The sequence below is a fragment of the Marinospirillum insulare DSM 21763 genome (assembly GCF_000686905.1).
Taxonomy (GTDB): Bacteria; Pseudomonadota; Gammaproteobacteria; order Pseudomonadales; family Halomonadaceae; genus Marinospirillum; species Marinospirillum insulare.
The window spans coordinates 1-26,076 of sequence record NZ_JMLW01000010.1; the positions used below are offsets into that span (position 1 = coordinate 1).

The window sequence follows — 26,076 nt, forward strand, 5'->3', positions numbered from 1 at the left end:
CCTGAAGCCAAACAGTTTATGGCTGACCAAGGCATTCCGGTTCGTTTATGACTTTTCAAGCATTATGATTCTTCAAGCAAGAAGCACAAGCCAGCCACCTCTGCTGGCTTTTGTTATTTTATGGCTAGCAGGGCTTTACCTTAGACTGCCCATTTTAGTTGTTGCGCCTTTAACAGCGGCCATTAACGATGATCTTAGCCTTCCGCAAGCTTTACTAGGCAGCTTAACAACGCTGCCAGTGTTTATGCTCGCTGTTGGTGCTATTTTAGGTTCGCTGGTTATTATGCGGCTAGGCTCTCGTAATGCTTTAGCCATTGCTTTAGCGGTGGTAGGCATTGCTTCTGCTGCAAGAGGCATGACCGACCAACTTTCTTTGCTACTTATATTCAGTATTTTAATGGGCTTAGGCATAGCTGTTATGCAGCCCGCCTTACCTGCCTTACTAACCCGTTGGCTAGAACCCGCTCAGCTTGCCCTAGGTAGCGCGGTTTACATGAATGGTATGCTAATGGGCGAATTTATAGGCGCAGGTTTAACCCTGCCTATTTTAATGCCTCTATTAAACAATAGCTGGCAAGCAGTGCTGTTACTTTGGTCTTTACCTGCCTTGCTAGTGGTTGCGCTTTTATTTTTACCTAAGCAAAACACATTAACCACTAGCGGCAATGCACCTAATAAAAGCTGGATACCGAATTGGTCAGACCCTTTGCTTTGGCGTATGGGCTTTTTATTGGCTGTCAGTGCCTCGCTATTTTTTGGTGGCAATGCTTATTTAAGTAGTTTTTTAGAAGCAAGGGGTGAAAGCCATTTATTAGAAGCCGCTTTCTTTTGGTTTAATATTTCACAAATGTTTGCTTCAGTATTAATGCTGTTTATGGCTAGGCGTTGGATAGCACGAATACTACCCATTAAAATTAGCTTAATTTTAACCATTGCCGGTATGTTAGGTATGTTGTTATTTAGTGGTTGGCTAAGTTTAATGTTCGGTTTTATGCTTAGTTTTTGGGCAGGCATTTTACTGATTTTATTGGTGGCTTTACCGCCACAGTTAAGATCGGGGCATGAAGCAGGTAAGTTAGCAGCAGGCGCTTTTACGGTTTCTTATAGCCTATCTTTCTTCTTGCCCTTAGCAGGTGGTTTAGTGGCAGACTGGTTTGGGCAAGCGTCTCTTAGCTTGTGGTTTTTATTATTAATGTCTTTGCCTGCGATTCCTTTAGCTTGGGGCTTTCCTTTACAGAGTAGAAGTTAAAGCGTTCCACGGATATGTAACTTAAAGGTGTCTGGATCAAGCAGGGTTTCTCTTAAGGGGCGACCTGGCTTGTATTTAACATCGTAGCTTAAAATTTTACTGACCTGCTCACGGGTTTCTTCGCTTGCATTGACTCCCAGGGTTACTGACAACAAAGCCTTGGCAGGGAAGCTATAAAAGTGCACTAGCTTACCATTGGTGAGGGGTTTGCTACTTTTTGCTTCTTCAAGTGGGCGAACCAGCCTAACCTCTTCTTCCTGCGCATACTCAACAGGGCGATGAAATAAAGCTGGAAATGGCTTCATGGGGTGATCAGCTTGCGGTCGGGCTTGACCATAAACAACAGGCCTTAAAACCTGTTTTTTGCTATTAAAGCCTGGGTAGCTGGTGTCTAACTCTAAAACTAAACCACGGTGTTGATCTGCCCACCTATCCCACAACAAGGGATTGTCTGGTCGAGTAAAAAAACGTGCCATGGCCAAGGCTTGATAAGCCTCAGGGTTAGGTAAAACAGCAGGCTTACCTTGGCGTCTTTTTTTCATCTGCTGTTCTATTTTAGGACGCTTTTTTTGGGCTTCGGTTTGAAACATTTCCCAAGTCATCAAGCCTTTTAACTGAGATGGTAAAGCTTTAAATTGACGCTGTAATTCTTTTTGAAAGTCTGCTTCACTCACCCTTATGGCTTGGCGCTTTATAGTTCGGGCATTATTTTGATAAGGATCTAATAAATCTGTTACTTCGCTTAGATGTAAACGTGCATGACGCAATACATCTAGCTGTAAGGGGTTAAGGTAAAGATAAACCTTCACTTTTGACTAGCCTGAGTTAAGTTTTCTGTTACTAAAGCTGGTAAGTAATGAGTGTTAAACTCTTCTGGTAAACGGCGCAACCGGCCATTACTTAAAGCAACACAGGCAAAGTAGGTGTAACCACGCATTAAGGTTTTTTGGTCGCTGACTCGAATTAATTGAAAACGTCTTGCTACCCTAAAACGTTGGTCATATTCAACGATCCAGGTTGCCATTTCTAACTCTTCACCCTCAAAGGCTGGAGCTAGGTAGTCAATTTCATGGCGAATAACCACTAAGGCTCTATCTAAGCGTTCATAGTCATCCATAGTTAAACCTAGCTGGTTAGAATGCTGCCAACTAACTTCTTCAATGTAGCGTAGGTATTCTGCATTATTAACATGCCTATAGTGATCTATGGCTTCAGCCGCTACAACGAACCGTGTGGTAAAAGGCTGGGCTAAGTCCCACTGCATTTAATTCTACCTTTTGAATAATTACAGACTAGCTAACAAGACTTCATAAGCTGCCGTATCTAATAAAGTTTGCCATTCTTTGTCTAACTGATCAGCATCGGCTTCAAGAACAAAAATCCAGGTTAGAAGGGGCGCTTCATTTAATACTTCAGGTGTGTCTTCTAAATCTGTATTGCAGGCTATTAGCTTACCGCTGACCGGTGACTGAATGTCAGACGCAGTTTTAACCGACTCTATACCTGCTAGCACTTCGCCAGCTACAACCTCTTTGCCCAATTCAGGAAGCTCTACATAAACAATATCACCTAAGGCATCTTCAGCATGTTGACTAATACCTACACTCACTTGAGTTTCATTAATTCTTTTTGCCCACTGGTGAGTGGTATTAAAACGCTGTTCATTGCTCATTTCGCATGCCTTTTTATTTAATCTTTTAGCTTAAGCTTGTGCTGACTTTTATCTCGATAATCAACCACTTTACGCTGTAAAAATGCAGCTAGTTCTTCTGTGGTTCTTCCATCTTCTATACGTGCTGCAGGCAACCACCTAGGGCCAGGATAAACAAGGAAGCCCTCTTGAGTGCGAATAACCCGCTTAATTTGCTTCCATTCAAGGGTATGCTCTGGCTTAGCAGCCACTTGAATTTTTAGTTGTTCTTCATCTAGGCTGTATTTAAGGTTTACGCCATCCATACCTGAGCGCTTAAAGGCGCGCTTAAACATGCGTTTCATCAAAGTACCACGCAGGGTGTACCAGCAAAGCCCTGCAGCAATTAGCACTAAGTCCCACACTGAGTAGGTAAAACCTCGATGCGCTATATTAATCGCCAGCAAGCCAATTAAAGTAAAAATAACCAACCACATAGTGGCTTTTCCACGACCACTACGCGGACCTAGCTCGAAGTCGTAGAGTGCTAGGCGAATAAACTGGGACTCAGTCCAACGGTACTCAATATTCATAATTAACCTTTATTGTTATTAGAAAAATAATTTAGAAAGCTGGAAAGGGGACTTTATTAATGGCTACCCAAACGATATAAGCAACGCTTAATAAAGCTGCAGCATAGGCCCAAAGTTTGCCACGCTTAATAGCAATGGTGCCAAAAGCAATGTAAGCCAATAAACCCACTACCTTAGCGGTTATCCAAGCCGAGTTATAAAAAGGCCACTGACCTAGGTGGTAGCAAAGCGCTAAAGCGGCAATCAGTAAAACAGTATCGTTACCATGCGCCAAAATACGCACCCATTTATTGCGTATCCAGCTAGCACCCATTAAAGCGGAAGCACCTCGAATAACAAAAAATACCACACTAATAGTAATTGTAAGCATGTGCAGGTGCTTAAATGCTTCGTAACCCATAATGACTAACCTTCAGTTAAATAAATTCAAATTAAGGAGAAGCATCTTACCAGATGCAAAATCAAATCGGCATTAAGCTTGGCAGGTTTTACACCAAACACTGGATCTTTGCCCTAGCTTTACTTCCTGTAAAACTGTTCCGCATACCCGACAAGGCTTACCTGCTCTGCCATACACATTTAATTCTTGAGCGAAATAGCCTGGTTGACCATCGCCACCAACAAAGTCCCGCAGTGTAGTGCCACCCTGTTCTATGGCGGCAGCTAATACTTCACGAATAATTTCAACCAAGGCTTGATAACGTTTAAGGCTGACACTTCCAGCAGCTCGGCGTGGATCTATACCCGCCCTAAAAAGTGCTTCTGTGGCATAAATATTACCCACACCTACCACTTGAGCGTTATCCATAATAAATACTTTAATGGCTAGCTTACGGTTTCTGGAACGCTGATAAAGTGCTTGTGCAGTAAAGGCATCACTTAAAGGTTCTGGACCTAATTTTTTTAATAATTGATGTTCTTCAGCTTTGCCTTGATAGGCCAGCAAGGCTCCAAAACGTCGTGGATCATGGTAGCGCAGCCTCAGTGGCTCTTCTTTATCCTTAGGCAAGGCCCCTACCTGTAACTCAACATGATCATGTTTTTTCCAGGGCTCATCGGGTGTGACTAACCTTAAGCTACCCGACATGCCTAAATGCCAAAGCATACCCCAGCCTGCATCGAGTGCTTTTTGTTCAGGCGCAGGTTCAACTAAAGGCAAGATTAAATATTTAGCCCGTCTCTCTAAAGGTGCTAGCTTCATACCCACTAAACGCTTAGGTAGATCATCGGGAATAGGCCAGCGTAGCTTAGGCTGACGAACGTCTAGCTTTTCAATCGTTCGGCCTTCTAACCAAGGGTTAATGCCTTTACGGGTTGTTTCAACTTCGGGCAACTCTGGCATATCAGCCTCCTAGTTAGTATTTAAAAAAACATAAAAAAACCCGGGCCACCTGCGCAGACCGGGTTTTTCAACAAGTTAAGCGAATCAATTACTTGATTTTAGCTTCCTTGTAAGTAACAACCTTACGAACAACTGGATCGTACTTATTACGTTCTAGTTTTTCTGGGGTGTTACGCTTGTTTTTCATAGTGGTGTAAAAGTGACCAGTACCGGCACTTGAAACCATTTTGATTTTCTCACGCATGTTTATTGCTCCAGTAATTGTTTAAGCAGAACTTAAACTTTTTCGCCGCGCTTAGCGATATCGGCCAAAACTTGCTCGATACCCTGTTTGTCAATCGTACGAATACCCTTGCTGGATACACGTAGCTTAACAAAACGCTTCTCTGACTCAACCCAAAAACGGTGAGTGTGCAAATTTGGCAGGAAACGACGACGCGTTTTACGCTGCGAGTGGGAAACATTGTTCCCAGTTAGCGGTTTTTTACCGGTAACTTGGCAAACCATGGACATTATATGCCTCCAGTCAATCTAAGGGCGCAGGTGTTGGAAAAAATGAAAGGCGCCTTTATACCAGAAGGGCAGCCCGCAGGCAAGCCGACAAACCATCCAGGTTAAAACGCTGGCGTATTATAGCAGACCTCTGGCAGCAAAAGACACTGGTTCTCCATCACCAATGATAAGATGATCTAAAACTCTCACATCTATACAGGCTAAAGCTTCTTTCAATCTTTTTGTAATCAGTTCATCAGCATTGCTAGGTTCAGCAATACCCGATGGGTGATTATGCGCCATTATGACTGCTGCAGCGTTATGTGCCAAGACTAACTTAACAACTTCTCGCGGATAAACTGAGGCACCATCTAAAGTTCCACGAAACAAAACTTCAAAATGGACTACTCGATGCTGGTTGTCTAAGAGCAGCAAGGCAAATACTTCATGGGGCAGGTCACGCAGCTGTAATTTTAAATAGCGCCCTGCCGCTTCTGGGCTAGTTAAACCTTCACCTCGCATTAGCTCAGCTTCTAAATAGCGATGCGACATTTCTAATATAGCCTGCATTAAAGCAAATTTAGCAGGGCCCAAACCCAAATGGGCACAAAATTCTTTTTTATTGGCCAGCAACAAAGGCCGTAAACCACCAAAGCTATCTAATAACTCGCGTGCCAGATCTACAGCACTCTTTCCTTTAACTCCAGTATTTATAAAAATGGCTAGTAGCTCAGCATCGGTTAAGAAACCAGCCCCTTTAGCTAATAGCTTTTCTCTAGGGCGTTCATCGGCTGGCCAGTCATTAATTCCCATAGTCTAAGCTCCCTGCTAATTTTTAAGTCAAATGCTAAACATGATAAGGTTAGCCTCCTTCTCTTCTAGGGTTAATTGATCCATGACAGGACTTAATAACAAACGCCTGCTACTGGGCGTTAGTGGTGGTATCGCTGCTTATAAAAGTGCTTTTTTGGCACGTTTACTGGTTAAAGCAGGGGCTCAGGTACGCGTAGTTATGACACCCGGTGCCCAGGCTTTTGTGCAACCACTTACCTTTCAAGCACTCACGGGTAACCCTGTACACACTGGCTTACTAGACCCTGAAGCTGAAGCGGGTATGGGGCATATTGAATTAGCTCGCTGGGCAGATTTAATTATTGTTGCGCCCACCACAGCCGATTTAATGGCTCGCTTAGCTAGTGGGCAAGCAGGTGATTTGTTAACCACCCTTTGCCTTGCAACCTCTGCACCCATTCATCTTGCGCCAGCCATGAATCAAGCCATGTGGCAGCACCCAGCTACTCAGCGTAATACTCAACTATTAACCCAGCTAGGCTACACCCTTATTCCACCCGCAGAAGGTGAACAGGCCTGTGGTGATGTTGGTGCAGGACGCTTACCTGAGCCAGAGGAGCTTTTTAACTGGGTAGAAGATTTTTTTCAAAAAGGTGAAGTCAGCCAACCCGCTGCCGGTTTACGTTTTACAATAACTGCTGGCCCCACCCAAGAACCCTTAGACCCTGTACGTTATTTGTCTAATCATAGCTCTGGAAAAATGGGTTATGCCCTCGCAGCCGCAGCCGCTGAGCTAGGTGCAGAAGTGCAACTTATTTCAGGACCAGTGAACCTAGCTATTCCTGCTGGAGTGAATGGCACACAAGTCACCACAGCTAAACAAATGTTAGAAGCTTGTGAAAGCAGACGCAGCACAACTGATATATTCATTGCCTGTGCTGCCGTTGCAGATTACCGAGCAGCCACCCCTGCTGATCAAAAGATAAAAAAACAGGCCAACCAAGATGAGCTAGTTTTAAAGCTAGTTAAAAATCCCGATATTTTAGCTAACATGGCTAAAGCCACTACAGATAAGAATAACCCCAGACCGTTTTGTGTAGGTTTTGCTGCTGAAACCCAGCAGGTAGAAGACTATGCCCAAGACAAACTACTACGCAAAAACCTAGATGCCATAGTAGCCAATGATGTAAGCGATAACAGCATAGGCTTTGGCAGCGATGAAAACCGCGTTATTTTATTTACCCAGCACAAGCAAACAATACAGCGAGAAGCCTTACCACAAGGCAGCAAGTTGGCTTTAGGGCGACAGCTAATAGAAAAACTTTTAGCCTTTTATAAGGAACAGAAAACTCTATGACTTCCCATCCAGTAAAACACCCCAAGGTTGCAGTGAAAATTCTTGACTCAAGAATAGGCGATCCTAAAGCTGTTCCCAACTACCCCTTGCCTAGCTACGCCACTGAAGGTTCAGCAGGTATGGATTTACGTGCTTTATTAGATGAGGCCCTAGTGATTGAGCCAGGTGCTACCCACCTAGTGCGCACAGGCTTGGCTATTCACCTTGCCGACCCTAGCCTTGCAGGTGTTATTTTACCCCGCTCTGGTCTTGGCCATAAGCACGGTATTGTTTTAGGAAATCTGGTAGGGTTAATTGATTCAGACTACCAGGGCGAACTAATGATTTCAGTTTGGAATCGTGGTCAAACTAGCTTTACCCTAGAGCCTGCAGAGCGTCTAGCTCAATACGTTCTAGTACCCGTTATTCAAGCAGAGCTAGAGGTTGTTGAAGACTTTGCAGCCACAGAGCGTGGCACAGGTGGCTTTGGTAGCTCCGGCCGCCAATAACACCACCCATTAGCGGCCCAGATTACGCACTAAGAGGATTTACCATGAGTGATGTTCCTGCTTCTATTTTTCGTGCCTATGATATTCGTGGCATAGTTGGAAAAACCTTAACACCTGAGACAGTGCAGCTTATTGGCAAAGCATTAGGCTCAGAGGCCGCTGCAAGAGGTGAAACAACCCTTGTAGTCGCCCGTGATGGACGGGTTTCAGGCCCAGCTATGGTAGAAGCTTTAAAAAAAGGCATTCTAGAAACAGGCCGAGACATTATAGATGTAGGCATGGTTCCTACTCCCACCCTCTATTATGCCGCTATGCAAATAGAAGGCACCAGCTCAGGCATTATGGTTACGGGTAGCCATAACCCACCTGACTATAACGGTTTTAAATGTGTACTGGCTGGCGAAACCTTGCATGGCGAGGCCATTACTGACCTTTACCGCCGTATTGTTGAAGGCGACTTTAAACATGGCCAAGGCTTTGAAAAGAATCACGATATTAAAGATGAATACATCAACGCTATTCTTGAGTCAGTACAACTCAAACGCCCACTTAAAGTCGTAGTTGATACAGGCAATGGTGTTGCAGGCGAGCTAGCACCACGCCTAATCAAAGAACTAGGCTGCGAAGTTATTCCTCTATTTACAGAAATTGATGGCACCTTCCCTAACCACCACCCAGACCCAGGCAAGCCAGAAAACCTCAAAGACTTAATTGCCAATGTGCAATCGAATCAAGCCGATTTAGGCTTAGGTTTTGATGGTGATGGTGACCGAGTAGGTGTTATTACTCCCTCAGGCACACTTATTTATCCAGACCATTTAATGATGGCCTTTGCCGAAGATTTACTCAGCCGTAACCCAGGTGCAAAAATTATTTACGATGTAAAATGCAGCGGTAACCTAGGTAAGGTTATAAGCAAAGCTGGTGGCGAACCAGAAATGTGGCAAACGGGTCACTCACTAATTAAGGCGCGCATGAAAGAAACCGGTGCCCTATTAGCAGGTGAAATGAGCGGCCATATTTTCTTTAAAGAACGCTGGTTAGGTTTTGATGATGGACTTTATGCAGCCGCCAGATTACTAGAAATTCTTGCTGCACAAGATTTAGACGCTGATGCCTTCTTTAGCCAATACCCACAAGACCTAAGCACACCAGAAATTAATGTTGAAGTAACAGACGAAAACAAATTTGATCTAGTGCAAAGACTAGCGCAAGAAGGTGACTTTGGTGATGGACAAAAAACTACCCTAGATGGTATTCGTGTAGATTACGAAGATGGCTGGGGACTTTGTCGTGCTTCCAACACCACGCCAGTATTAGTACTCAGGTTTGAAGGAAAAACACCCGAAGCCTTAGAAAGAATTAGTAACACCTTTCGAGCTGCCCTAACTAAAATTGATGCCAGCCTTGAGCTGACTTTTTAATTAATACTGAATTTTAATTGAGAATCGCTATGACACCAACACCTTCTGACGCCAGCCCACAAACTGTCGTTACCGTTTTATCAGAAGCTTTACCCTATATTCAAAAGTTTTCTGGTAAAACACTGGTTATCAAATATGGTGGTAACGCCATGACTCAAGATGACCTAATCGATTCTTTTTGTCGTGATGTAGTACTACTAAAAGAAGTGGGTATTAATCCTGTTGTTATTCATGGTGGTGGCCCACAAATTGGCGAGTTACTAGATCGCCTAAAAATTGAATCTAAATTCATGAATGGTATGCGTGTAACCGATAGCGCCACCATGGATGTAGTACAAATGGTGTTAGGCGGCTTGGTTAACAAAGAAATAGTTACTCAGCTAAACTTAGCAGGTGGAAAAGCCATAGGGTTAACGGGTAAAGACGGCCAGCTTATTAAAGCTAAAAAACTAAAAGTGAGCCACCAAACACCTGAAATGATGGCACCAGAAATTTTAGATATAGGTCAAGTGGGTGAAGTTGAATCTATCGACACTTCATTAATTGAAATGCTAGCCAGCCGTGATTTTATTCCTGTTATAGCGCCCATAGGGGTCGATGCCAAAGGTGCTTCTTATAATATTAACGCTGACCTAGTTGCAGGCAAGGTAGCCGAAGCCCTAAAAGCAGAAAAGCTTATTTTGCTCACCAACGTAGCAGGCTTGCAAGATAAACAAGGCAAGGTACTCACTGGCCTCACAACTGCTCAGGTTGACTCCCTGATTGCCGACGGCACTATTTATGGTGGCATGTTGCCCAAAATAAACTGCGCCTTAGAATCGGTAAAAGGGGGCGTGCATACAGCACACATTATTGATGGCCGCGTACCCCACGCTACACTACTAGAAATTTTTACCAATGCTGGCGTAGGTACTCTAATTACCAATCAAGCCAATGCAATAGCTGAAGAAACTAACTGAGTCGAATCTTAATAGGGTAAGTCAAAGTGCAAGAACAGCAACCAGTGAAGCGTAAAAGGAGCAAGCAGCGTAGAGATGAAATCCTCCAAGCGCTGGCAAAAATGCTGGGTAACCAGCATCAAGGACGCATTACCACCGCAACACTTGCTAAAGAGGTCGGGGTTTCAGAAGCGGCGCTTTATCGCCACTTCAACAATAAAGCCAGCATGTACAAAGGGCTAATAGAGTTTATAGAAGAAAGCCTCTTCACACGCATCAACATTATTATGAAAGAGCAAAGCTCTACCCTGGTGCGCTGTGAACACCTTTTAACCCTTGTGCTAGCTTTTGCAGAACAAAACCCAGGGCTCTGCCGTCTACTTACCGGCGAAGCCCTAGTCGGTGAAGATGAAGCACTTTGTAATCGTATTTCACGTTTATTTGATCGTATTGAAGTGCAAATTAAACAAGTTTTACGAGAAACAGAAATACGCGAAGGCAGAAAAGTTGCACTACCAACCACCGCAGCCGCGAGTATGCTGCTAGCTATAGTGGAAGGACGTATAGTGCAGTTTGTACGTAGTGGCTTTCAGCGGCGACCAACACACGAGTGGTCTATTCAGTGGGAACATTTAGCTAACGGTTTAGTCATTTAAACGCTAAAAATTACTGGGTGGTTTCCAAAGTTATCATTCTTAACCCAGTCACTAAAAGGGCTACACCTGCCATTTTATTAACCAAGCTTACAACCCAAGTTTTTACTTGCTGCCTTGCTAACTGGGCACCCATACGCCCAAACAAGCTATACACCAGTAAATCTGCTAAAAAACAGGTTAAACCCATTAACAGCATTTGCAGCATAAGGGGTTTGCTAGGGTCTATAAACTGAGGTAAAAGTGCAGAAAAATAAAGCAAGGCTTTAGGGTTAGATAAGTGAATAACCAAACCGCGTGAAAAAGCTTTTAATGGACTCGCTTTAGTGCCTTGAGCCTTCACTCTAACCGCTCCAGCTGGGCTAAAAATGGCAGAAGCACCTAAGTAAAAAAGGTAGCCAATACCCAGCCATTTAATAATAGAAAACACCCAGCTAGATGCGACTATTAAAGAAGCGATGCCCGTTGCTGAAAGAATAAAGAAAACCACATCCGCACTTCCCACCCCAAGAACAGTTAAAAAAGTAAGCTTAGAGTTATTGCTGGCCGCTTGGCTAGCCACTGTAATTGCTGAAGGACCAGGGGTTAAAATTAACAGTAAAGTAGTTACTAAAAACAATAAATACAGCTCAAGACTCATGGTATTCCTTAGTTAGTTAAAACCTTTGAGTTCAATCGAATGGGTTTTCTAGCTGCAATCATTACCATTACTTTTTAACTGGAACCGCTTCAAGTAGTTCAATGATTGCTCGCTGGTTATTCATTTTAGCTAAATCTAGTAAATAGCTTTTTTCTAAGTCGTGCATACTGCGGTTAGCTAGTAAACTTTTTACGCTGGCCAACTCTCCATTAACGATAGAAGTTTTTAAAGCTGCAAAAGTTGCAATACTACGGTCATTATTGTCAGTCATTATGCTTCCTCCTAGGTTAGCTTTGCTAGTTAGCCTAGCCTATATTTCACCCACTTACTTTTGTTTCTATAAAAACAAGCTAACTACAAGGTCAACCACCAAAAATAGGTCGTGTAATTAACCTTCATACTGTAAGGTAAAACTTAACTGATTCAACAGGTTATTAAACTAGACTGTTGAATGAGTTGCTTAGGTATTTTTATTAAAGGAGCCTTCGTGATGCCTACTTCAACATCTGATTTCCATCTAAGGCCAGCACTCATCGCCATAGCGATAGGTTTTGCAATCTGGTTTATACCAACACCTGAGGGTGTTTCGTCTCAAGGCTGGCTAATGCTCGCCCTTTTTGTAGCAACCATTGCAGCGATTATTGGTAAAGTCATGCCCATTGGGGCTATTTCAATACTCGCCATTACCTTGGTTGCTGTCAGTGGCGTAACTAGCGATAACCCTGGCACAGCCATACGCGATGCGCTGGGAAGCTTTAATAACCCATTGATTTGGCTAATAGCCATAGCCGTCATTATTTCCCGTGGACTAATAAAAACGGGCTTAGGTGAGCGTATTGGTTACTATTTTATTGCCATCTTTGGTAAAAAAACCGTGGGAATAGGTTATGGTTTAGCACTTTCAGAGCTTATCTTAGCGCCTGTTACACCCAGTAATACAGCGCGTGGTGGCGGTATTATTCACCCAATTATGCTGTCTATCGCAAAAAGCTATAACAGCACGCCAGAAAACGGCAATACCAGTAAAATTGGTAAATATTTAGCACTGGTAAACTACCATGCTAACCCTATTACTTCAGCCATGTTTATTACCGCTACAGCGCCTAACCCTTTAACCGTTAAACTGGTTGCTGATGCAACAGGTGCAGCCATAACACTTAGCTGGACCACTTGGGCTTTAGCCATGCTGCTGCCGGGTTTAGCTGCAATCCTGCTGATGCCTTTAGTTATTTATTTAATGTACCCACCCGAAATTAAAGAAACACCCGACGCGGTTAACTTTGCTCGCGAACGCCTGGCAGGCTTGGGTAAATTAACCCGTGATGAAGGCATTATGCTGGGTGTGTTCTTAATTCTACTGCTGTTTTGGGCAGATATTCCCGCTCTAATTTTTGGTGCTGCCTTTACACTTAACGCGACTACTACTGCTTTTTTAGGGCTATCCATTCTACTTGTAACAGGGGTGTTGAATTGGAAAGATGCACTCGCTGAAAAAAGTGCGTGGGATACCCTCGTCTGGTTTGGTGCTCTAGTTATGATGGCTACCCAGCTAAATAAACTAGGGGTGATTACCTGGTTCTCTGGCGCTATTGAAAGCGGTATTGTTAGCACGGGTTTACCTTGGCCTGCTGCAACGGCACTATTAGTTTTAGTCTTTCTCTATTCGCATTACTTCTTTGCTAGCACTACGGCTCACATTACCGCAATGATGGGTGCTTTCTTAGTGGTGGGGTTAAGTTTGGGTGCGCCACCCATGGCCTTTGTACTTATGATGGCTGCAGCCTCCTCCATAATGATGACCCTAACCCATTATGCTACTGGTACTTCACCGGTTATTTTTGGCTCTAATTATGTAGAGCTAGGAGAATGGTGGAAAGCTGGTTTTGTGATGAGTGTGGTTAACCTACTTATTTGGGTAGTTGTAGGTGGAGTTTGGTGGAAAGTGTTAGGTTACTGGTAAAAGCTTAAACTTCCTCTAATAACCTAGGGCTTACACTGACTTAGTGTAAGTCCTACTAGCCTAGTAAGCTTAATAGCCTTTGATAAAAGGCTCGTTTTGAAGTTAACAAGTTAAAATTAAGAGTAAATTAAAATGGCAGACAATCTTTACCAAAAAGGCATTAATAAAATTCAGGAGTTAACCGCTTCACCCGATGACAACCCCACTGGCTTTATGAATATAGGTGCAGATTTTAAAGATATAGCGCCTGATTTAGAAAAGTACGTGGTCGAATTTGCTTTTGGTGGCGTTTATTCACGCCCTGGGCTAGATAACAAACAAAAAGTGCTAACCACCATTACTGCGCTGGTTGCACAAGGAAAGCCCCAAATTGCTATGCACATTAAAACTGGATTAAGCGTGGGCTTAACCCCAGAAGAAATTGTTGGCTGCATTATGCATTTAATTCCCTACACGGGCTTTCCTAGCGTATTAAATGCCTTAACCGTAGCTAAAGAAGTTTTTGCAGAGGAAGGCGTAAAGGTAGATACCTCTGCCTTCGAATAGCATTCATCCAACTGTTTTAAAGCTATTTGCTAAGGCTTTTCTATTAAATAACCACAAAGCAATAAAGGCTGGCACATTCATTAAAATTCCATATAAGAGTGCCAGCATACCTAACTCGGGTGCCTGTAAAAAACTAAAGGCTATAAGTATTGCCATGCCAGCATTTTGTACACCCGTTTCAAAACTTAAAGTGCGCGACTGCTGCTCGCTTAAACCCACCAGCTTGGCTAGCAGGTAACCCGCCGTTAGCGCTAAGCTGGCTAATAAAATAACCATGAAAGCACTGAGGCCAAACACTGAAGGCAGTAGCTGATAGTTCACGCCAATTAACACCAAAATCATTACCATTAACAGCCCAACAGAAAGCTGTTTAAGCTGCTTTTCATAAGCCTGCACCCAGCCAGGGTAAAACTTACGCAAGGTCATACCTAAAAGTAACGGCAAGGCGGTAACTAAGGTTAGCTGCAAGACCACCATTTTATAAGAAAGCTTAAAAGCCACCTCATAACCCAACCAAGCTAACTGCATTTGCGCAGCCCAAGGCATCCATACAGGTGACAATAAGCTCACTACAGCGGTTAAAGCAATCGACAGGGGCAAATCACCCCCAGACAAGTTACTAAACAAATTAGAGGTTGCTCCACCTGGCGCACAAGCTAGCAATACCAAACCTGCGGCTATTACTGGTGGTAAATTTAAAACCAAAATAAGTAGCCAAACAACCAAGGGTAAGAGCAACAACTGAGCCACAACGCCAAGCAGTGCAGCCTTAGGTTTTTTTACTAAGGGAATAAAACTTTGCCAACGTAAACTGGTACCCATCACTAACATAATTAAAGCCAAGCAAAGAGGTAATAATACTTGGTTTGCTAATTGAGCCATTCACTTTTCCTTGTTAATTATAAAAAAAGCCCTGAATTTCTTCAGGGCTTCAATTCTACTCGTTTACAACTGCTTTTACCTAGTCATGGGGTATGCCACGCTTGTGGTAAATAGAGTAGTAAAGCAGTGGTATCACTACTAGGGTTAAAATAGTTGATACTAATAAACCAAAGATTAACGAGATAGCCAAGCCGTTAAAGATAGGGTCATCTAAAATAAAGAAGCCACCCACCATCGCCGCTACAGCGGTTAGAATAATTGGCTGCGCCCTAACTGCACTAGCTTTTATTACTGCATCTTCCCAGCAAGCGCCTTCGCGTAATGATTGGTTAATAAAGTCTACTAGCAAGATAGAGTTACGCACAATAATCCCTGCCAAGGCGATCATGCCTATCATACTGGTGGCGGTAAACTGTGCATTTAGTAACGCATGGCCAGGCATAATACCTATCATGGTTAAAGGAATTGGCGCCATAATCACCAAAGGCACTAGATAAGATTTAAACTGCGCCACCACTAGCATATAAATAAGAATCATACCCACGGCATAGGCAATACCCATATCACGGAAGGTTTCATAGGTTATTTGCCATTCACCATCCCATTTAATGGCTGCAGTATCTGGCCAGGTGGGTTGGTTAATAAAGTATTGCTCAGGTGCATCTACTTCATCGGCTAAAGTAAACACTGCATCAAACATACCGTATAAAGGTGAATCCAGCTTACCTGCCATATCCGCCATTACATAATTCACTGGCAATAAATCTTTATGGTGAATAGACCCTTGCCAATCGGCTGAAGTGACCTTAGCAAACTCAGATAAGCTGACTAGCTGGCCCTCACGGTTACGCACGCTTAACGATAATAGCTGTGAAGCTTGGGCTTTATCGCCTTCAGCTAACTGTAAGCGAATCGGCACTGGGTACTTCATGTATTCATCATGCAAAAAGCTGATTTCTACCTGCCCCAAAGCTATCGACAAGGCTTCAACTAGCTGGCCTTGAGCAATGCCTAAACGTGCTGCTCGGTCACGATCTACTTCAATCAACCAACGGTTAGCACTGGCTTCTAGGGTGGTATCTACATCAACAATGCCTTCTGTGCCTTTAAGTAGCTTGGCTACTTTATGCGTCATGGCTGCACGAACAGCAGGATCTGGGCCATAAATTTCTGCAACCACAGGGGCTAATACAGGCGGACCAGGCGGTACTTCAACAATTTTTACATTGGCATTAAAACGCTCACCTATGGCTTGCAAAGGTTCACGCATGGAAAGTGCAATTTGGTGCGAAGCAAGCTTACGGTCACGTCTGTCGACTAGGTTTACTTGTAAATCGCCCATGTGAGGGTCTTCACGTAAATAATACTGACGCACTAGGCCGTTAAAGTTAATCGGTGCAGCCGTACCCGCATAGGTTTGCCAGCTAATCACTTCGGGTACGCTTTCTAAATACTCACCTAAGGCCAAGAGAGTACGTTGGGTTTCTTCAACGGGTGTACCTTCTGGCATATCAACAATCACCTGAAATTCAGACTTATTATCGAAGGGCAGCATCTTCATTACCACAGCTTGAATACCTGGCAACATGGCCGCAGCAACGGTTAGAAACACCACCGACACACCTAAAACAATTCGACGCTTGCGGTTTTCACCTAAGAAAGGACACATTATTTTGTCGAAAAAGTTAAGCACCTTGCCTTTTTTAGCGTCTGCTTTACTGCTTGTGTCATCAGCAGGGGTTTCATGCTTCATCAGCTTAACCGCCAACCAAGGTGTCACCACAAAAGCGATAATCAATGAAATCAGCATACCCGCTGAGGCATTAATGGGAATAGGACTCATATAAGGCCCCATCAAACCCGTTACAAACGCCATAGGTAATAAGGCGGCAATTACCGTAAAGGTTGCCAAAATGGTGGGCGCACCTACTTCATCAACGGCCTTGGGGATAATTTCGACTAGCGATTTAGTACCCATTTTTAAATGTCGGTGAATATTCTCCACCACCACTATGGCGTCATCGACCAAAATACCGATTGAGAAGATTAGCGCAAATAGCGAAACACGGTTAAGTGTAAAGCCCCAAGCCCAAGAGAAGAACAAGGTAATGGCTAGGGTAATCACTACTGCAATACCCACAATTAACGCTTGGCGCCAGCCCAGTGCCGCTAAAATAAGCAAGACCACTGAACCTGTCGCAAACAATAGTTTAGTAATTAAAGTATTAGATTTATCTGCTGCGGTGTAACCGTAATCACGGGTAGTGATCACTTCAACACCTTCAGGAATAACACGGTCTTTAAGCAGCTCTATACGCTCGGTTACTGCTTGAGTAATGTTAATCGCATTCTGGCCTGGCTGTTTAGCAATCGCCAAGGTAACCGCTTGCGATAAATAACCAGGATTGCGCTCACCAGCTGGACCAAAGCCTGTCATAACCGCTTGCGAGGGTACTTTTCCGCCCCGCTTAACTTCGGCAACGTCTTCCAAAAATACAGGCGCACCTTCATGCATACCTATCACTAGGCGGCGCACCTCATCGACTTCAGCCAATAAACTACCAGCCTGAACTGGCAAGGCTTTATTGTCTTGTACTACCCAAGCTTCTTGTGAGGTGGCATTGGCTGCCTGCAAAGCTTGCTGAATATCGTTTAAAGCTAGGTTGTAACCACGCAAACGAGAAGGATCAAAAATGACCTGCACTTCATCTTTAGCATCACCTAGGGTGTAAATATCGCGTGTGCCTTCTACACGCTTAAGCTCGGTTTCTAACGCATGAGCTACACGGGTTAAGTCTTCTGCTGTGTAGTTAGGGTCATCACTAAATAAAGTTAGCGCCATAATTGGCACGTCATCTATGCCTTTAGCTTTTATTAAAGGCGGCAAAGTACCTAGGTTTTGTGGCAACCAGTCTTGGTTGGTGTACACCTGATTATAAAGGCTAACCAAAGCCTCTTGGCGCGGTATGCCAACATCGAACTGCACAGTAATCACTGCCATACCGTGACGAGAAACAGAGAAAACGTGTTCTACATCGGCCATTTCGCTCATCACCTGCTCAGCAGGCGTGGCAATTAAGTGCTCAACTTCAACAGGGCTAGCACCAGGAAAGGCGATAAAAATATCCGCCATGGTGACATCAATTTGCGGCTCTTCTTCTTTAGGCGTTACAGCAACAGCAAACAAACCCATCAGCAAGCCAGCAATGGCCATTAAAGGGGTTAGCCTAGAAGTTTGGAAAGCAGCCGCAATACGACCTGAAATCCTTAACTTACTATCACTCATTACTTGTCTCCATGCTGGCTAAAGCAGCGGCTGGGCTAAGCACTAAGCGCTCACCTTCTCCCAAACCCGAAAGCACTTCTAAACGCTCGCCATCACGGCTGCCAATGCGTACTTGGCGTAAACGAGGCTGGTCTTTATCATCTAAAATATACACGGCACGTAATTCACCACGCTGCACTAAAGCAGAAGCAGGCACCCATAAAGCAGAACGCTCGGCAACCGGTAAATTCACCTTAACCAACATACCTGGGAATAAATCGCCTTCTGGGTTTTCTAAATTCATGCGTACTCGAAAAGTATGCGTGGCTGGGTCGGCATAGGGGTAAAAAGTCATGCTTGAGGTTTCTAAAATCCGGCCCGTATCAGACACCACCTGAGCATCACGCTTTTCACGCGCACTGGCTGTATAACGCTGAGGTAAAGCTACTACTACACGTAACTCTTCTAAAGATAAGCCTGACATAAGCGGCTGACCAGGGTTAACAGAACTGCCCACTTCCACATGGCGTTCAGTCATTATGCCGCCATAGGGCGCTACTATGCGGGTGTAATCCATTTGTTTACGTGCTTCAGCCACACTGGCTTGGGCACGGTTCATTCTAGCTTCAGCAGCATTTAACTGGTTTCTTGCTTGGTCTAACTGGGCTTGAGAAGCTAACTCACGTTTAAAAATACCTTCAACCCGGGTAAAGTTTTGCTTGGCATCATCTAAACCCGCTTGTGCTTCTCGCAAACCTGCTTGGGCTTGATTTAAACGCGCTTTCTGCTCAGTGGAATCTAGCTCAACCAATACATCACCTGGGGCGACAGGATCGTCCACATCAAAATGTACTTGGCGAACCTGACCACTGGTTTGTGCTGAAACCGTGGCTTGATGCACAGCTTCTATCACGCCATCTAACTGAATACGCTCCACTAGATTAGCGCGTTCAACGGGCTGGGTTTCCAGCGCCTGCACCTGCAGCGAGATACCAGCCACTAGTGCTGCTGCTAGCATCGTCCAAGAATTTTTCATCCCCATCTCTCCAGTATCAGAAATTATTTTTCACAAAAAATAGTATAAAGGCTGTTAATCAATGCTTTAGCACGATCATCAGCCAGCTTGTAGTAAATTTGCTGTCCTGCACGGCGACCTACTATTAATCCTTGCCTACGCAGCACACCTAAATGTTGCGATAAGCTAGGCTGGTGTAAGTCTAGCTTAGCTTCTAACTCACCTACGTTCAGCTCTTCTTCACTTAACTGGCATAAAAGCATTAAACGTGATGAGTGAGCACAAGCTTGTAGTAGCTGTGAAACCTCACCCGCTTGGCTTTGCATCTGGTTAATCTTCATCCATCACCAAAACAGCTAATCTTAATATAGTAATTTATAATATACTAATATACCAACTTCAAGCAAGTTTATGTTTCTATAGCAAGATTTTGTGCTAAGCCCCGCCTATAAGTACCCGGAGTGCTACCTGTCCAATTACGAAAAGCCCGATTAAAGCTAGCTAAATCTTCAAACCCTAACTGACCAGCCAAAATAGCTAAAGATACTGAGCTACTAGTTAATTGCTGCACGGCTAAATCTCGACGCACTTCATCTTTTACAGCTTGAAAGTGAGTCCCCTCTGCTGCCAAACGACGGGATAAGGTTCTAACTGATAGATGCAAAGCTTCTGCTACCTGCTGAATAACTGCTCCAGTTTGAGCTGCTTCACTTAAGTAGTCCCTAACTCGGTGAGCAAGCAATCGCTCGCCAAAAGAAACATAAATCCAATCTGCAGGCGCTCTTTGCAAAAAGGCGCTGAGTTGTTGTTTTGTTTGTCTTATGGGTTTACGCAACAACTTTTTATCAAAGTGTATGGCTGTCCAAGGTTGATCAAAAACAACTTCCCCCGGATAAAAGTATAAATACTCATGGCTATGTTGCGGTTGATGGTAGGCACAACTGATTTTTAAAGGTGGAATTTTTTCAGCAATTAACCAAGAAGCAATACCGTGTACCAGTTTAAGCATCAACTCATGCACCAAGACTCTGTCACCTTGCAAGCTAGCATTTTCTATAAAGCGCAAAGAGGCCAAATCTTTGTCGATGACTAGCTGATAAGCAACATCATCAAGTAATAAACGAAAGAACTGGCTATAACGGTGTAAAGCCACTTGCAGGTTGGGTGCATCTAATAAACTTAAACACAGGTATTTCAATGTCCCACCACGTAAAGGGCGACTAAAAAACCCAGGAGTTTCATCATCATATTCGTTGGCTAGTAATCGGTAGAGACGTGCAAATTGATAAACGGTAACACGCCCATGGGGTGCCTCTAATAAAAAGTAAGGGATACCTGCTTGCAGCAAAAAGTATTTACGCCTTGCTAGGCTAGTACTAATACCCTGAAACAGGTTGTGTACAAAATGCATAGGAACTGTGGTGGAAGATGCGTCCATTTTTTACTCTTCTTAAGCAGCTTAAAGATTGGCACGAAATGCTAATTTTTTGGCTTAAAACGCCAAATACTTACTCCTAATTATGCCTAGTATGAATCAATCAAACCTACTCACCAACCTTTAATCACGCGAACTTAGGTTAGTAAATGGGGTGATTGCTAGATAAAACAAAAACAAAAAATTCAAACGGAGTAATAAAATGTTAATGAAACCTACCCTTATGATGGCAGCTTTAGTTAGTGTTTTCAGTCTTTCTACCACTGCAGCTGCAGCTGTGAGTGACAATGAAATTCGTATTGGTTACCTAGCAGACATGTCTGGCCCTTATCGTGATCCTATAGGCCCTAAAGGCATGGATGCTATTCAAATGGCCATTGACGACTTTGGCGGTGAGATTAATGGTGCAAAAATCATTACCTTTAGTGCCGATGACCGCAATAACGCTGACTTGGGTTCAAGTATTGTTAGGGGGTGGATAGACCAAGATAAAGTAGACATGGTCACTGGTTTAATCGCTTCCTCTGTAACACTCGCTTCAATAAAACTACTAGAAGAAAACAACAAACTAGGCTTGGTTAATGGTGCGGTTTCTTCTTCCATAACCAATCAGCATTGCGGCCCCAACCATTTTCACTGGGTATATGATACTTGGGCTATGTCTAACGGTACGGCCAGTGCTATTACTCAGGAAGGTAACAAAAGCTGGTTTTTACTCAGTGCAGACTACTCTTTTGGTCATGCCTTAGAGAAGGATGTAGAGCAGGTAGTTAAAGCCAATGGCGGCAACATTGTTGGCAAGGTTCGTCACCCCTTCCCTAGTACCGACTTTGCTTCTTTTATGTTGCAGGCTCAATCCTCTGGCGCAAAAGTTATTAGCTTAAACAACGCAGGTACAGACACCACCAATGCTATACGTACTGCCAGTGAATTTGGTATTACTCAAGCAGGTCAAATACTCGCCGGTATGGTGGTGTTTAGTAGCGATGTTCGTAGCTTAGGTTTAGAAACAGCCCAAGGCTTACAGTTCACCAAAGCTTGGTATTACGACATTAATCCCGAAGCTCGCGCTTGGGCAGAAAGATTCAAAAAAATAACTGGCACTATGCCAACTATGGTTCACGCTGGCCTTTATTCTAGTACCCGTCATTACCTTCAAGCCGTTAAAGATACGGGAACAGATGACACCCAAACAGTTCGCAAAAAAATGATGGAAACGCCAGTCAACGATATTTTTGCTAAAAATGCTTACATTCGGGAAGACGGTCGCATGGTACATGACATGTACCTAGTGCGTGTTAAAACGCCGCAAGAATCTACAGATGAAGATGATTTATTTGAAATTGTTCGAACCATTCCTGCCGACAAAGCTTTCCGCCCTTTATCTGAAAGCGTTTGTAACATGGTCAATAAATAAGGAAAGTAATAATGATAACAACTGCTCCTCAAGCCAATACTATCAGCGCTGCGCTTAGCCGTAGTGCACGTAAAAATGCAACGTCAGTCGCTTTAAAGTTCTTAGATAGGCAGTGGACTTACCAAGCATTAAATCTTGCAGTTAACAAAATTGCTAACCAGCTTATTGAGCAAGGTCTTAAAAAGGGCGACAGGGTTGTCGCCTATGGTAAAAACTCGGATGCCTATGTTTTAGCTTGGCTGGCAATTTTGCGAGCGGGTCTGGTTCATGTCCCCACTAATTTTGCACTTAGCGCAGAGGAGCTGCGCTATGTTGTTCAGCAATCTGAAGCGCGTGGCATAATCAGTGATCTAAGCCTAGCTGCCCATGTTGAACCCGCAATTAAAGATACCAACCTTGTTTTTAAAGCGCACTTTCATAGCAGCGAAGCACAAGCAACCGATATTTTACAGCTAGCCTTAGCTGACTTACCCGCTAGCACGCCAGAAGTTGCGCTAGCCAATGATGACTTGGCTCAGTTCCTTTATACCTCAGGCACAACTGCTGCGCCCAAAGCCGCCATGATGACACATCAAGCATTAATGGCAGAGTATATGGCTTGTATGGTTGAGCTAGATTTAAAACCCAACGAGCCCATGCTAGCTGCTCTGCCCTTATACCACTCAGCACAAATGCATGTATTTTTAATGCCTGCATTACTTTTAGGTACTAGCGTGCGCTTAATGGAAAGTCCTTTACCTGACCAATGCCTTGAGTGGATAGAAAAAGAATTACTGGTTACTTTCTTTGCACCGCCCACCTTTTGGATAGCACTGCTACGCCACCCAGACTTTGATAAACGCAATTTAAGCAGTCTTAAAAAAGCTTACTACGGCGCTTCAATTATGCCAGTGCCTGTTCTTAAAGAAATGGAGCAGCGCTTACCCGGTGTTGGGCTATATAACTGCTATGGGCAAAGTGAAATAGCACCGCTAGCTACTGTTTTACGTCCTGAAGACCATGCGGATCGCCCAGCTTCCGCCGGTCGCCCCATTATTACCGTAGAAACACGCATTGTCGATTTAGACATGAACGATATGCCGCCAGGGCAACAAGGTGAAATAGTGCACCGCTCTCCTCAACTGCTAACTGGCTACTGGAATAACCCAAAAATGACCGAAGAAGCCTTTCAAGGTGGCTGGTTTCATTCTGGAGACGTTGGTTATTTAGATGAAGAAGGCTATTTATTCATAGTCGACCGTATTAAAGATGTGATTAATACGGGGGGTGTAGTGGTTGCTAGCCGTGAAGTTGAAGAAGCCTTGTTTACTCACCCAGCCGTGTCAGAAGTAGCCGTTATAGGCATGCCCGATGACAAATGGATTGAGGCTATTACTGCTGTAGTGGTACTTAAAGAAGGTGCTTCGGTCACAGAAGCGGAGCTTATTCAACATGCACGCCAGCACCTAGCACCCTTCAAACTACCTAAGAAAATTGTTTTTAGTGATTCACTCCCCAAAAGTACCGCAGGTAAAATTTTAAAACGCCATCTGCGTAAGGATATTTAGTAATGCTTGAGCAAGATGAAAACACCCAACTTTTCTATGAAATGATTAGCCGCTTTTTAGATAAAGAAGCCGATCCTTACTATTCCGACTGGGAAGATGCTGGGCAAGTGCCACGTGACTTTTGGTTAAAGCTAGGTGAAGCAGGCATGTTGGCCGTTGACCTAGCCGAAGATTACGGCGGCACAGGTGCAGATTTTGCGATTACTCAGCTAGTGATAGAAGAAATCTCTCGCCGTGGTTTTGGTGGTTTGTCTAGTGGTTACAACATTCATAGCAATATCGTTATTCCTTATATAGAGCATCTAGCCAGCGAAGAACAAAAGCAATACTGGTTACCACGCATGGCAAGCGGCGAAGTAATGAGCGCCATTGCTATGACCGAACCCGGTGCTGGCAGTGATTTAGCCAATATAAAAACCCGCGCTGAAAAAGTAGCGGATGGCTGGAAGTTAAACGGCTCTAAAATTTTTATTACCAACGGCATGATGGCCGATATGGTCATCGTTTGTGCAAAAACCGACCCATCTGCTGGTGCTAAAGGCGTGTCATTATTTTTAGTGGATGCTCACCTAGCTGGCTTTTCTCGCGGCAATCCCATTAAAAAAATTGGCCAACATGCCAGTGATACAGCCGAGTTATTTTTTGAAGATATGTTGCTACCGGCTGATGCGCTTTTAGGCCAAGAAGGTGCTGGTTTTGCTTATCTAATGCAAGAACTACCCCGTGAGCGATTAGGCGTAGGCTCACAAGCTTTGGGTGCAATGGAAGGTGCTTTAGCGCTCACTTTAGATTACGTTAAAGAGCGCACAGCCTTTGGTCAGCCAATAGCCAACTTCCAAAATACCCGTTTTAAACTGGCTGAAGTGCGCGCAAAAATTGATATGGCACGGGCTTATTTTAATCATTGTGTGGCGCTCTACCGTGAAAACCGCATGTCTGGCACCGATGCAGCGATTTTAAAACTGCAATTAAGTGAAATGCAGTGCCAAACCATTGATGAATGTTTACAACTCTTTGGCGGTTATGGTTATACGCTGGAATACCCCATTTCACGTTTTTATGTAGATGCAAGAATCCAAACCATTTATGCCGGTACTTCTGAAATTATGAAAGAAGTGATTGCTCGTTCAATGCTTGGCAAATAATTATTTATTAAGTGACAAAACAGATAGAAAACACTAGGAATAAAAAATGAAATTTAATTCGGTTGTTATTGTGGAAGGTGTGCGTACTGCTATCGGTGGTTTTGGTGGCAGTTTATCTAACCTAAGCCCTGCTGACATGGGTACTGCCACGGCTAAAGAAGTCATCAAGCGCAGCGGTGTGGATGCTAAAAAAATTGACCATGCTGTTTATGGGCACATTATTACTACTGCTCCGCAAGATGCTTACCTAGCTCGCCATATCGCTATTAATGCTGGCCTAGAAGAAAGCTCTGCAGCTTTTAATGTAAACCGTCTTTGTGGTTCTGGTTTGCAAGCGATTATTTCTGCCGCACAAATGATAGAAGCCGGTGATAGCCAACTAGCTTTAGTGGGTGGTGCTGAATCCATGAGCCAAGGCGCTTATTTATTACCTAAAGCACGTACTGGTTTGCGTATGGGCGATGGCAATGTGCAAGATTTAACTTTGGGCATTCTTAGCGACCCTTTCGGTACCGGCCATATGGGTGTTACCGCAGAAAACATAGCTGCTAAATATGGCTTAACTCGTCAACAACTCGATGAATTTGCGCTCGCCAGCCACCAAAAAGCAGCGGCAGCGATAGAAGCTGGACACTTTACCGATCAAATTGTGCCTATTCCTGTTAGAAAAGGCCGTGAAGAAGTACTTTTTGCGACCGATGAGCATGTGCGTGGCCAAGTTAGCCTAGAGGATTTAGCCAAACTAAAACCTGCTTTCAAAAAAGACGGTTTAGTGACTGCGGGCAATGCTTCAGGTATTAACGATGGTGCTGCTTCACTGCTTTTAGCTAATGAAGAAACTGCCGCACAAGAAGGCCTTAAAGTTAAAGCACGTTTAGTTGCCAATGCCTTTTGTGGGGTTGATCCTGCCTTTATGGGTATGGGCCCAGTAACAGCCGTAAAAAAAGCGTTAGCCCAAGCGGGTCTTACTATGAATGATTTAGATGTGATTGAATCCAACGAAGCTTTTGCTGCTCAGGCTATGGCTGTGGCACAAGAATTAGGCTTCCCAGCGGATAAGCTAAACCCTAATGGTGGTGCAGTGGGAATGGGGCATCCAGTAGGTGCAACGGGCAGTATTCTTACCGTAAAAACACTTTATGAGCTAGAGCGTATTCAAGGTCGCTATGGACTTATCACCCTTTGCATTGGTGGTGGGCAAGGTATAGCCTTAATCATTGAACATGTTAGCTAAAAATCAATAACAAAACTAAAAAATGATACAGC

28 protein-coding genes are annotated in these 26,076 nt (G+C 43.9%); 12 read left to right on the forward strand and 16 right to left on the reverse strand.

Annotated features, from left to right (window positions below; all coding sequences use genetic code 11):
• Positions 1-1,249, forward strand: a 1,249-nt coding sequence (locus tag BP27_RS0105280) for an MFS transporter (RefSeq protein WP_211251283.1), incomplete at its 5' end; no start/stop codon positions are given.
• Here the strand turns inward: BP27_RS0105280 and BP27_RS0105285 are convergent.
• The 9 genes from BP27_RS0105285 to radC form a co-directional block, all read right to left on the reverse strand.
• On the reverse strand, positions 1,246-2,058 hold the full coding sequence (locus BP27_RS0105285; RefSeq protein WP_027850663.1) for a hypothetical protein: 813 nt from the start codon (positions 2,056-2,058) through the stop codon (positions 1,246-1,248). The two genes, BP27_RS0105280 and BP27_RS0105285, sit on opposite strands and share 4 nt — an antisense overlap.
• Positions 2,055-2,513, reverse strand: coding sequence for an acyl-CoA thioesterase (locus BP27_RS0105290; RefSeq protein ID WP_027850664.1), 459 nt, complete (start codon positions 2,511-2,513; stop codon positions 2,055-2,057). The genes BP27_RS0105285 and BP27_RS0105290 overlap by 4 nt, the downstream gene beginning before the upstream one ends.
• Positions 2,514-2,534: 21 nt before the next feature.
• Entirely contained in the window at positions 2,535-2,921 is a 387-nt protein-coding gene (gene gcvH / locus BP27_RS0105295) for a glycine cleavage system protein GcvH (RefSeq protein ID WP_027850665.1), read from the reverse strand.
• Between the two features lie 17 nt (positions 2,922-2,938).
• A complete protein-coding gene (locus tag BP27_RS0105300) occupies positions 2,939-3,472 on the reverse strand; it encodes a hypothetical protein (protein ID WP_027850666.1) in 534 nt (177 codons plus the stop codon).
• A gap of 31 nt (positions 3,473-3,503) precedes the next feature.
• Positions 3,504-3,872 carry a SirB2 family protein gene (locus BP27_RS0105305; RefSeq protein ID WP_027850667.1) on the reverse strand — a complete coding sequence of 123 codons (369 nt, stop codon included), beginning with the start codon at positions 3,870-3,872 and terminating at the stop codon, positions 3,504-3,506.
• Positions 3,873-3,944: 72 nt separating this feature from the next.
• A complete protein-coding gene (gene mutM / locus BP27_RS0105310) occupies positions 3,945-4,814 on the reverse strand; it encodes a bifunctional DNA-formamidopyrimidine glycosylase/DNA-(apurinic or apyrimidinic site) lyase (protein WP_027850668.1) in 870 nt (289 codons plus the stop codon).
• A gap of 88 nt (positions 4,815-4,902) precedes the next feature.
• On the reverse strand, positions 4,903-5,058 hold the full coding sequence (rpmG, locus tag BP27_RS0105315) for a 50S ribosomal protein L33 (RefSeq protein ID WP_027848063.1): 156 nt from the start codon (positions 5,056-5,058) through the stop codon (positions 4,903-4,905).
• A 32-nt stretch (positions 5,059-5,090) separates the two neighbouring features.
• On the reverse strand, positions 5,091-5,327 hold the full coding sequence (rpmB, locus tag BP27_RS0105320; RefSeq protein WP_027850669.1) for a 50S ribosomal protein L28: 237 nt from the start codon (positions 5,325-5,327) through the stop codon (positions 5,091-5,093).
• A gap of 117 nt (positions 5,328-5,444) precedes the next feature.
• A complete protein-coding gene (gene radC / locus BP27_RS0105325; protein WP_027850670.1) occupies positions 5,445-6,119 on the reverse strand; it encodes a RadC family protein in 675 nt (224 codons plus the stop codon).
• Positions 6,120-6,201: 82 nt separating this feature from the next.
• On the opposite strand from radC, the gene coaBC reads away from it, so the two are divergent.
• From coaBC to slmA, 5 genes are read left to right on the forward strand one after another with little or no spacing between them, the layout of a single operon-like run.
• Positions 6,202-7,455, forward strand: coding sequence for a bifunctional phosphopantothenoylcysteine decarboxylase/phosphopantothenate--cysteine ligase CoaBC (gene coaBC / locus BP27_RS0105330; RefSeq protein WP_027850671.1), 1,254 nt, complete (start codon positions 6,202-6,204; stop codon positions 7,453-7,455).
• Complete coding sequence (gene dut / locus BP27_RS0105335) at positions 7,452-7,943, forward strand: dUTP diphosphatase (RefSeq protein ID WP_027850672.1); 492 nt, start codon at positions 7,452-7,454, stop codon at positions 7,941-7,943. The genes coaBC and dut overlap by 4 nt, the downstream gene beginning before the upstream one ends.
• 44 nt (positions 7,944-7,987) lie before the next feature.
• On the forward strand, positions 7,988-9,367 hold the full coding sequence (locus BP27_RS0105340) for a phosphomannomutase/phosphoglucomutase (protein WP_027850673.1): 1,380 nt from the start codon (positions 7,988-7,990) through the stop codon (positions 9,365-9,367).
• A 29-nt stretch (positions 9,368-9,396) separates the two neighbouring features.
• Positions 9,397-10,326, forward strand: coding sequence for an acetylglutamate kinase (gene argB, locus BP27_RS0105345; RefSeq protein WP_027850674.1), 930 nt, complete (start codon positions 9,397-9,399; stop codon positions 10,324-10,326).
• 26 nt (positions 10,327-10,352) lie between these two features.
• Complete coding sequence (gene slmA / locus BP27_RS0105350) at positions 10,353-10,961, forward strand: nucleoid occlusion factor SlmA (protein WP_281172130.1); 609 nt, start codon at positions 10,353-10,355, stop codon at positions 10,959-10,961.
• A gap of 10 nt (positions 10,962-10,971) precedes the next feature.
• Here the strand turns inward: slmA and BP27_RS0105355 are convergent, their stop codons facing one another.
• Both BP27_RS0105355 and BP27_RS0105360 read right to left on the reverse strand, forming a co-directional pair.
• The gene (locus BP27_RS0105355) at positions 10,972-11,598 is read right to left on the reverse strand and encodes a LysE family translocator (protein ID WP_027850676.1); all 627 of its coding nucleotides are present in this window, start codon (positions 11,596-11,598) and stop codon (positions 10,972-10,974) included.
• A 67-nt stretch (positions 11,599-11,665) separates the two neighbouring features.
• The gene (locus tag BP27_RS0105360; protein ID WP_027850677.1) at positions 11,666-11,869 is read right to left on the reverse strand and encodes a hypothetical protein; all 204 of its coding nucleotides are present in this window, start codon (positions 11,867-11,869) and stop codon (positions 11,666-11,668) included.
• A 219-nt stretch (positions 11,870-12,088) separates the two neighbouring features.
• Here BP27_RS0105360 and BP27_RS0105365 point away from each other — a divergent pair, with 219 nt between their 5' ends.
• Complete coding sequence (locus tag BP27_RS0105365) at positions 12,089-13,558, forward strand: DASS family sodium-coupled anion symporter (RefSeq protein ID WP_027850678.1); 1,470 nt, start codon at positions 12,089-12,091, stop codon at positions 13,556-13,558.
• A gap of 132 nt (positions 13,559-13,690) precedes the next feature.
• Positions 13,691-14,104 carry a carboxymuconolactone decarboxylase family protein gene (locus tag BP27_RS0105370; RefSeq protein ID WP_027850679.1) on the forward strand — a complete coding sequence of 138 codons (414 nt, stop codon included), beginning with the start codon at positions 13,691-13,693 and terminating at the stop codon, positions 14,102-14,104.
• Between the two features lie 3 nt (positions 14,105-14,107).
• Here the strand turns inward: BP27_RS0105370 and BP27_RS0105375 are convergent, their stop codons facing one another.
• The 5 genes from BP27_RS0105375 to BP27_RS0105395 form a co-directional block, all read right to left on the reverse strand.
• Entirely contained in the window at positions 14,108-14,986 is an 879-nt protein-coding gene (locus BP27_RS0105375; protein WP_027850680.1) for a bile acid:sodium symporter family protein, read from the reverse strand.
• Positions 14,987-15,065: 79 nt separating this feature from the next.
• Positions 15,066-18,272 carry an efflux RND transporter permease subunit gene (locus tag BP27_RS0105380; protein WP_027850681.1) on the reverse strand — a complete coding sequence of 1,069 codons (3,207 nt, stop codon included), beginning with the start codon at positions 18,270-18,272 and terminating at the stop codon, positions 15,066-15,068.
• Positions 18,265-19,287 carry an efflux RND transporter periplasmic adaptor subunit gene (locus BP27_RS0105385; protein WP_027850682.1) on the reverse strand — a complete coding sequence of 341 codons (1,023 nt, stop codon included), beginning with the start codon at positions 19,285-19,287 and terminating at the stop codon, positions 18,265-18,267. Before BP27_RS0105385 ends, BP27_RS0105380 begins: the two co-directional genes overlap by 8 nt.
• A 23-nt stretch (positions 19,288-19,310) precedes the next feature.
• Complete coding sequence (locus BP27_RS0105390; RefSeq protein ID WP_027850683.1) at positions 19,311-19,607, reverse strand: ArsR/SmtB family transcription factor; 297 nt, start codon at positions 19,605-19,607, stop codon at positions 19,311-19,313.
• 68 nt (positions 19,608-19,675) lie between these two features.
• Entirely contained in the window at positions 19,676-20,704 is a 1,029-nt protein-coding gene (locus tag BP27_RS0105395; protein ID WP_245597813.1) for an AraC family transcriptional regulator, read from the reverse strand.
• 205 nt (positions 20,705-20,909) lie between these two features.
• Here BP27_RS0105395 and BP27_RS0105400 point away from each other — a divergent pair, with 205 nt between their 5' ends.
• Genes BP27_RS0105400 through bktB form a run of 4 tightly spaced genes read left to right on the forward strand, consistent with a single transcriptional unit; the run spans position 20,910 to position 26,044 of the window.
• Positions 20,910-22,118, forward strand: coding sequence for an ABC transporter substrate-binding protein (locus tag BP27_RS0105400; protein ID WP_245597815.1), 1,209 nt, complete (start codon positions 20,910-20,912; stop codon positions 22,116-22,118).
• A gap of 11 nt (positions 22,119-22,129) precedes the next feature.
• Positions 22,130-23,665 (forward strand): fatty acyl-CoA synthetase, encoded by a 1,536-nt coding sequence (locus BP27_RS0105405; RefSeq protein WP_036239482.1) that lies wholly within the window; start codon positions 22,130-22,132, stop codon positions 23,663-23,665.
• A 2-nt stretch (positions 23,666-23,667) separates the two neighbouring features.
• Complete coding sequence (locus BP27_RS0105410; protein WP_027850687.1) at positions 23,668-24,810, forward strand: acyl-CoA dehydrogenase family protein; 1,143 nt, start codon at positions 23,668-23,670, stop codon at positions 24,808-24,810.
• A 46-nt stretch (positions 24,811-24,856) separates the two neighbouring features.
• Positions 24,857-26,044 carry a beta-ketothiolase BktB gene (gene bktB / locus BP27_RS0105415; RefSeq protein ID WP_027850688.1) on the forward strand — a complete coding sequence of 396 codons (1,188 nt, stop codon included), beginning with the start codon at positions 24,857-24,859 and terminating at the stop codon, positions 26,042-26,044.
• The last annotated feature ends 32 nt before the right edge of the window (positions 26,045-26,076 follow it).

Bases quoted from the DNA above. Each gene is read 5' to 3' on its own strand.
- mutM (WP_027850668.1), bottom strand. From the start codon at position 4,814: ATGCCAGAGTTGCCCGAAGTTGAAACAACCCGTAAAGGCATTAACCCT.
- BP27_RS0105390 (WP_027850683.1), bottom strand. From the start codon at position 19,607: ATGAAGATTAACCAGATGCAAAGCCAAGCGGGTGAGGTTTCACAGCTA.
- BP27_RS0105360 (WP_027850677.1), bottom strand. From the start codon at position 11,869: ATGACTGACAATAATGACCGTAGTATTGCAACTTTTGCAGCTTTAAAA.
- bktB (WP_027850688.1), top strand. From the start codon at position 24,857: ATGAAATTTAATTCGGTTGTTATTGTGGAAGGTGTGCGTACTGCTATC.
- BP27_RS0105395 (WP_245597813.1), bottom strand. From the start codon at position 20,704: ATGGACGCATCTTCCACCACAGTTCCTATGCATTTTGTACACAACCTG.
- BP27_RS0105290 (WP_027850664.1), bottom strand. From the start codon at position 2,513: ATGCAGTGGGACTTAGCCCAGCCTTTTACCACACGGTTCGTTGTAGCG.
- argB (WP_027850674.1), top strand. From the start codon at position 9,397: ATGACACCAACACCTTCTGACGCCAGCCCACAAACTGTCGTTACCGTT.
- BP27_RS0105405 (WP_036239482.1), top strand. From the start codon at position 22,130: ATGATAACAACTGCTCCTCAAGCCAATACTATCAGCGCTGCGCTTAGC.
- coaBC (WP_027850671.1), top strand. From the start codon at position 6,202: ATGACAGGACTTAATAACAAACGCCTGCTACTGGGCGTTAGTGGTGGT.
- radC (WP_027850670.1), bottom strand. From the start codon at position 6,119: ATGGGAATTAATGACTGGCCAGCCGATGAACGCCCTAGAGAAAAGCTA.
- BP27_RS0105380 (WP_027850681.1), bottom strand. From the start codon at position 18,272: ATGAGTGATAGTAAGTTAAGGATTTCAGGTCGTATTGCGGCTGCTTTC.
- BP27_RS0105300 (WP_027850666.1), bottom strand. From the start codon at position 3,472: ATGAATATTGAGTACCGTTGGACTGAGTCCCAGTTTATTCGCCTAGCA.
- BP27_RS0105385 (WP_027850682.1), bottom strand. From the start codon at position 19,287: ATGAAAAATTCTTGGACGATGCTAGCAGCAGCACTAGTGGCTGGTATC.
- gcvH (WP_027850665.1), bottom strand. From the start codon at position 2,921: ATGAGCAATGAACAGCGTTTTAATACCACTCACCAGTGGGCAAAAAGA.
- BP27_RS0105375 (WP_027850680.1), bottom strand. From the start codon at position 14,986: ATGGCTCAATTAGCAAACCAAGTATTATTACCTCTTTGCTTGGCTTTA.
- BP27_RS0105340 (WP_027850673.1), top strand. From the start codon at position 7,988: ATGAGTGATGTTCCTGCTTCTATTTTTCGTGCCTATGATATTCGTGGC.
- BP27_RS0105400 (WP_245597815.1), top strand. From the start codon at position 20,910: ATGAAACCTACCCTTATGATGGCAGCTTTAGTTAGTGTTTTCAGTCTT.
- BP27_RS0105410 (WP_027850687.1), top strand. From the start codon at position 23,668: ATGCTTGAGCAAGATGAAAACACCCAACTTTTCTATGAAATGATTAGC.
- rpmB (WP_027850669.1), bottom strand. From the start codon at position 5,327: ATGTCCATGGTTTGCCAAGTTACCGGTAAAAAACCGCTAACTGGGAAC.
- BP27_RS0105370 (WP_027850679.1), top strand. From the start codon at position 13,691: ATGGCAGACAATCTTTACCAAAAAGGCATTAATAAAATTCAGGAGTTA.
- dut (WP_027850672.1), top strand. From the start codon at position 7,452: ATGACTTCCCATCCAGTAAAACACCCCAAGGTTGCAGTGAAAATTCTT.
- BP27_RS0105365 (WP_027850678.1), top strand. From the start codon at position 12,089: ATGCCTACTTCAACATCTGATTTCCATCTAAGGCCAGCACTCATCGCC.
- rpmG (WP_027848063.1), bottom strand. From the start codon at position 5,058: ATGCGTGAGAAAATCAAAATGGTTTCAAGTGCCGGTACTGGTCACTTT.
- BP27_RS0105355 (WP_027850676.1), bottom strand. From the start codon at position 11,598: ATGAGTCTTGAGCTGTATTTATTGTTTTTAGTAACTACTTTACTGTTA.
- BP27_RS0105305 (WP_027850667.1), bottom strand. From the start codon at position 3,872: ATGGGTTACGAAGCATTTAAGCACCTGCACATGCTTACAATTACTATT.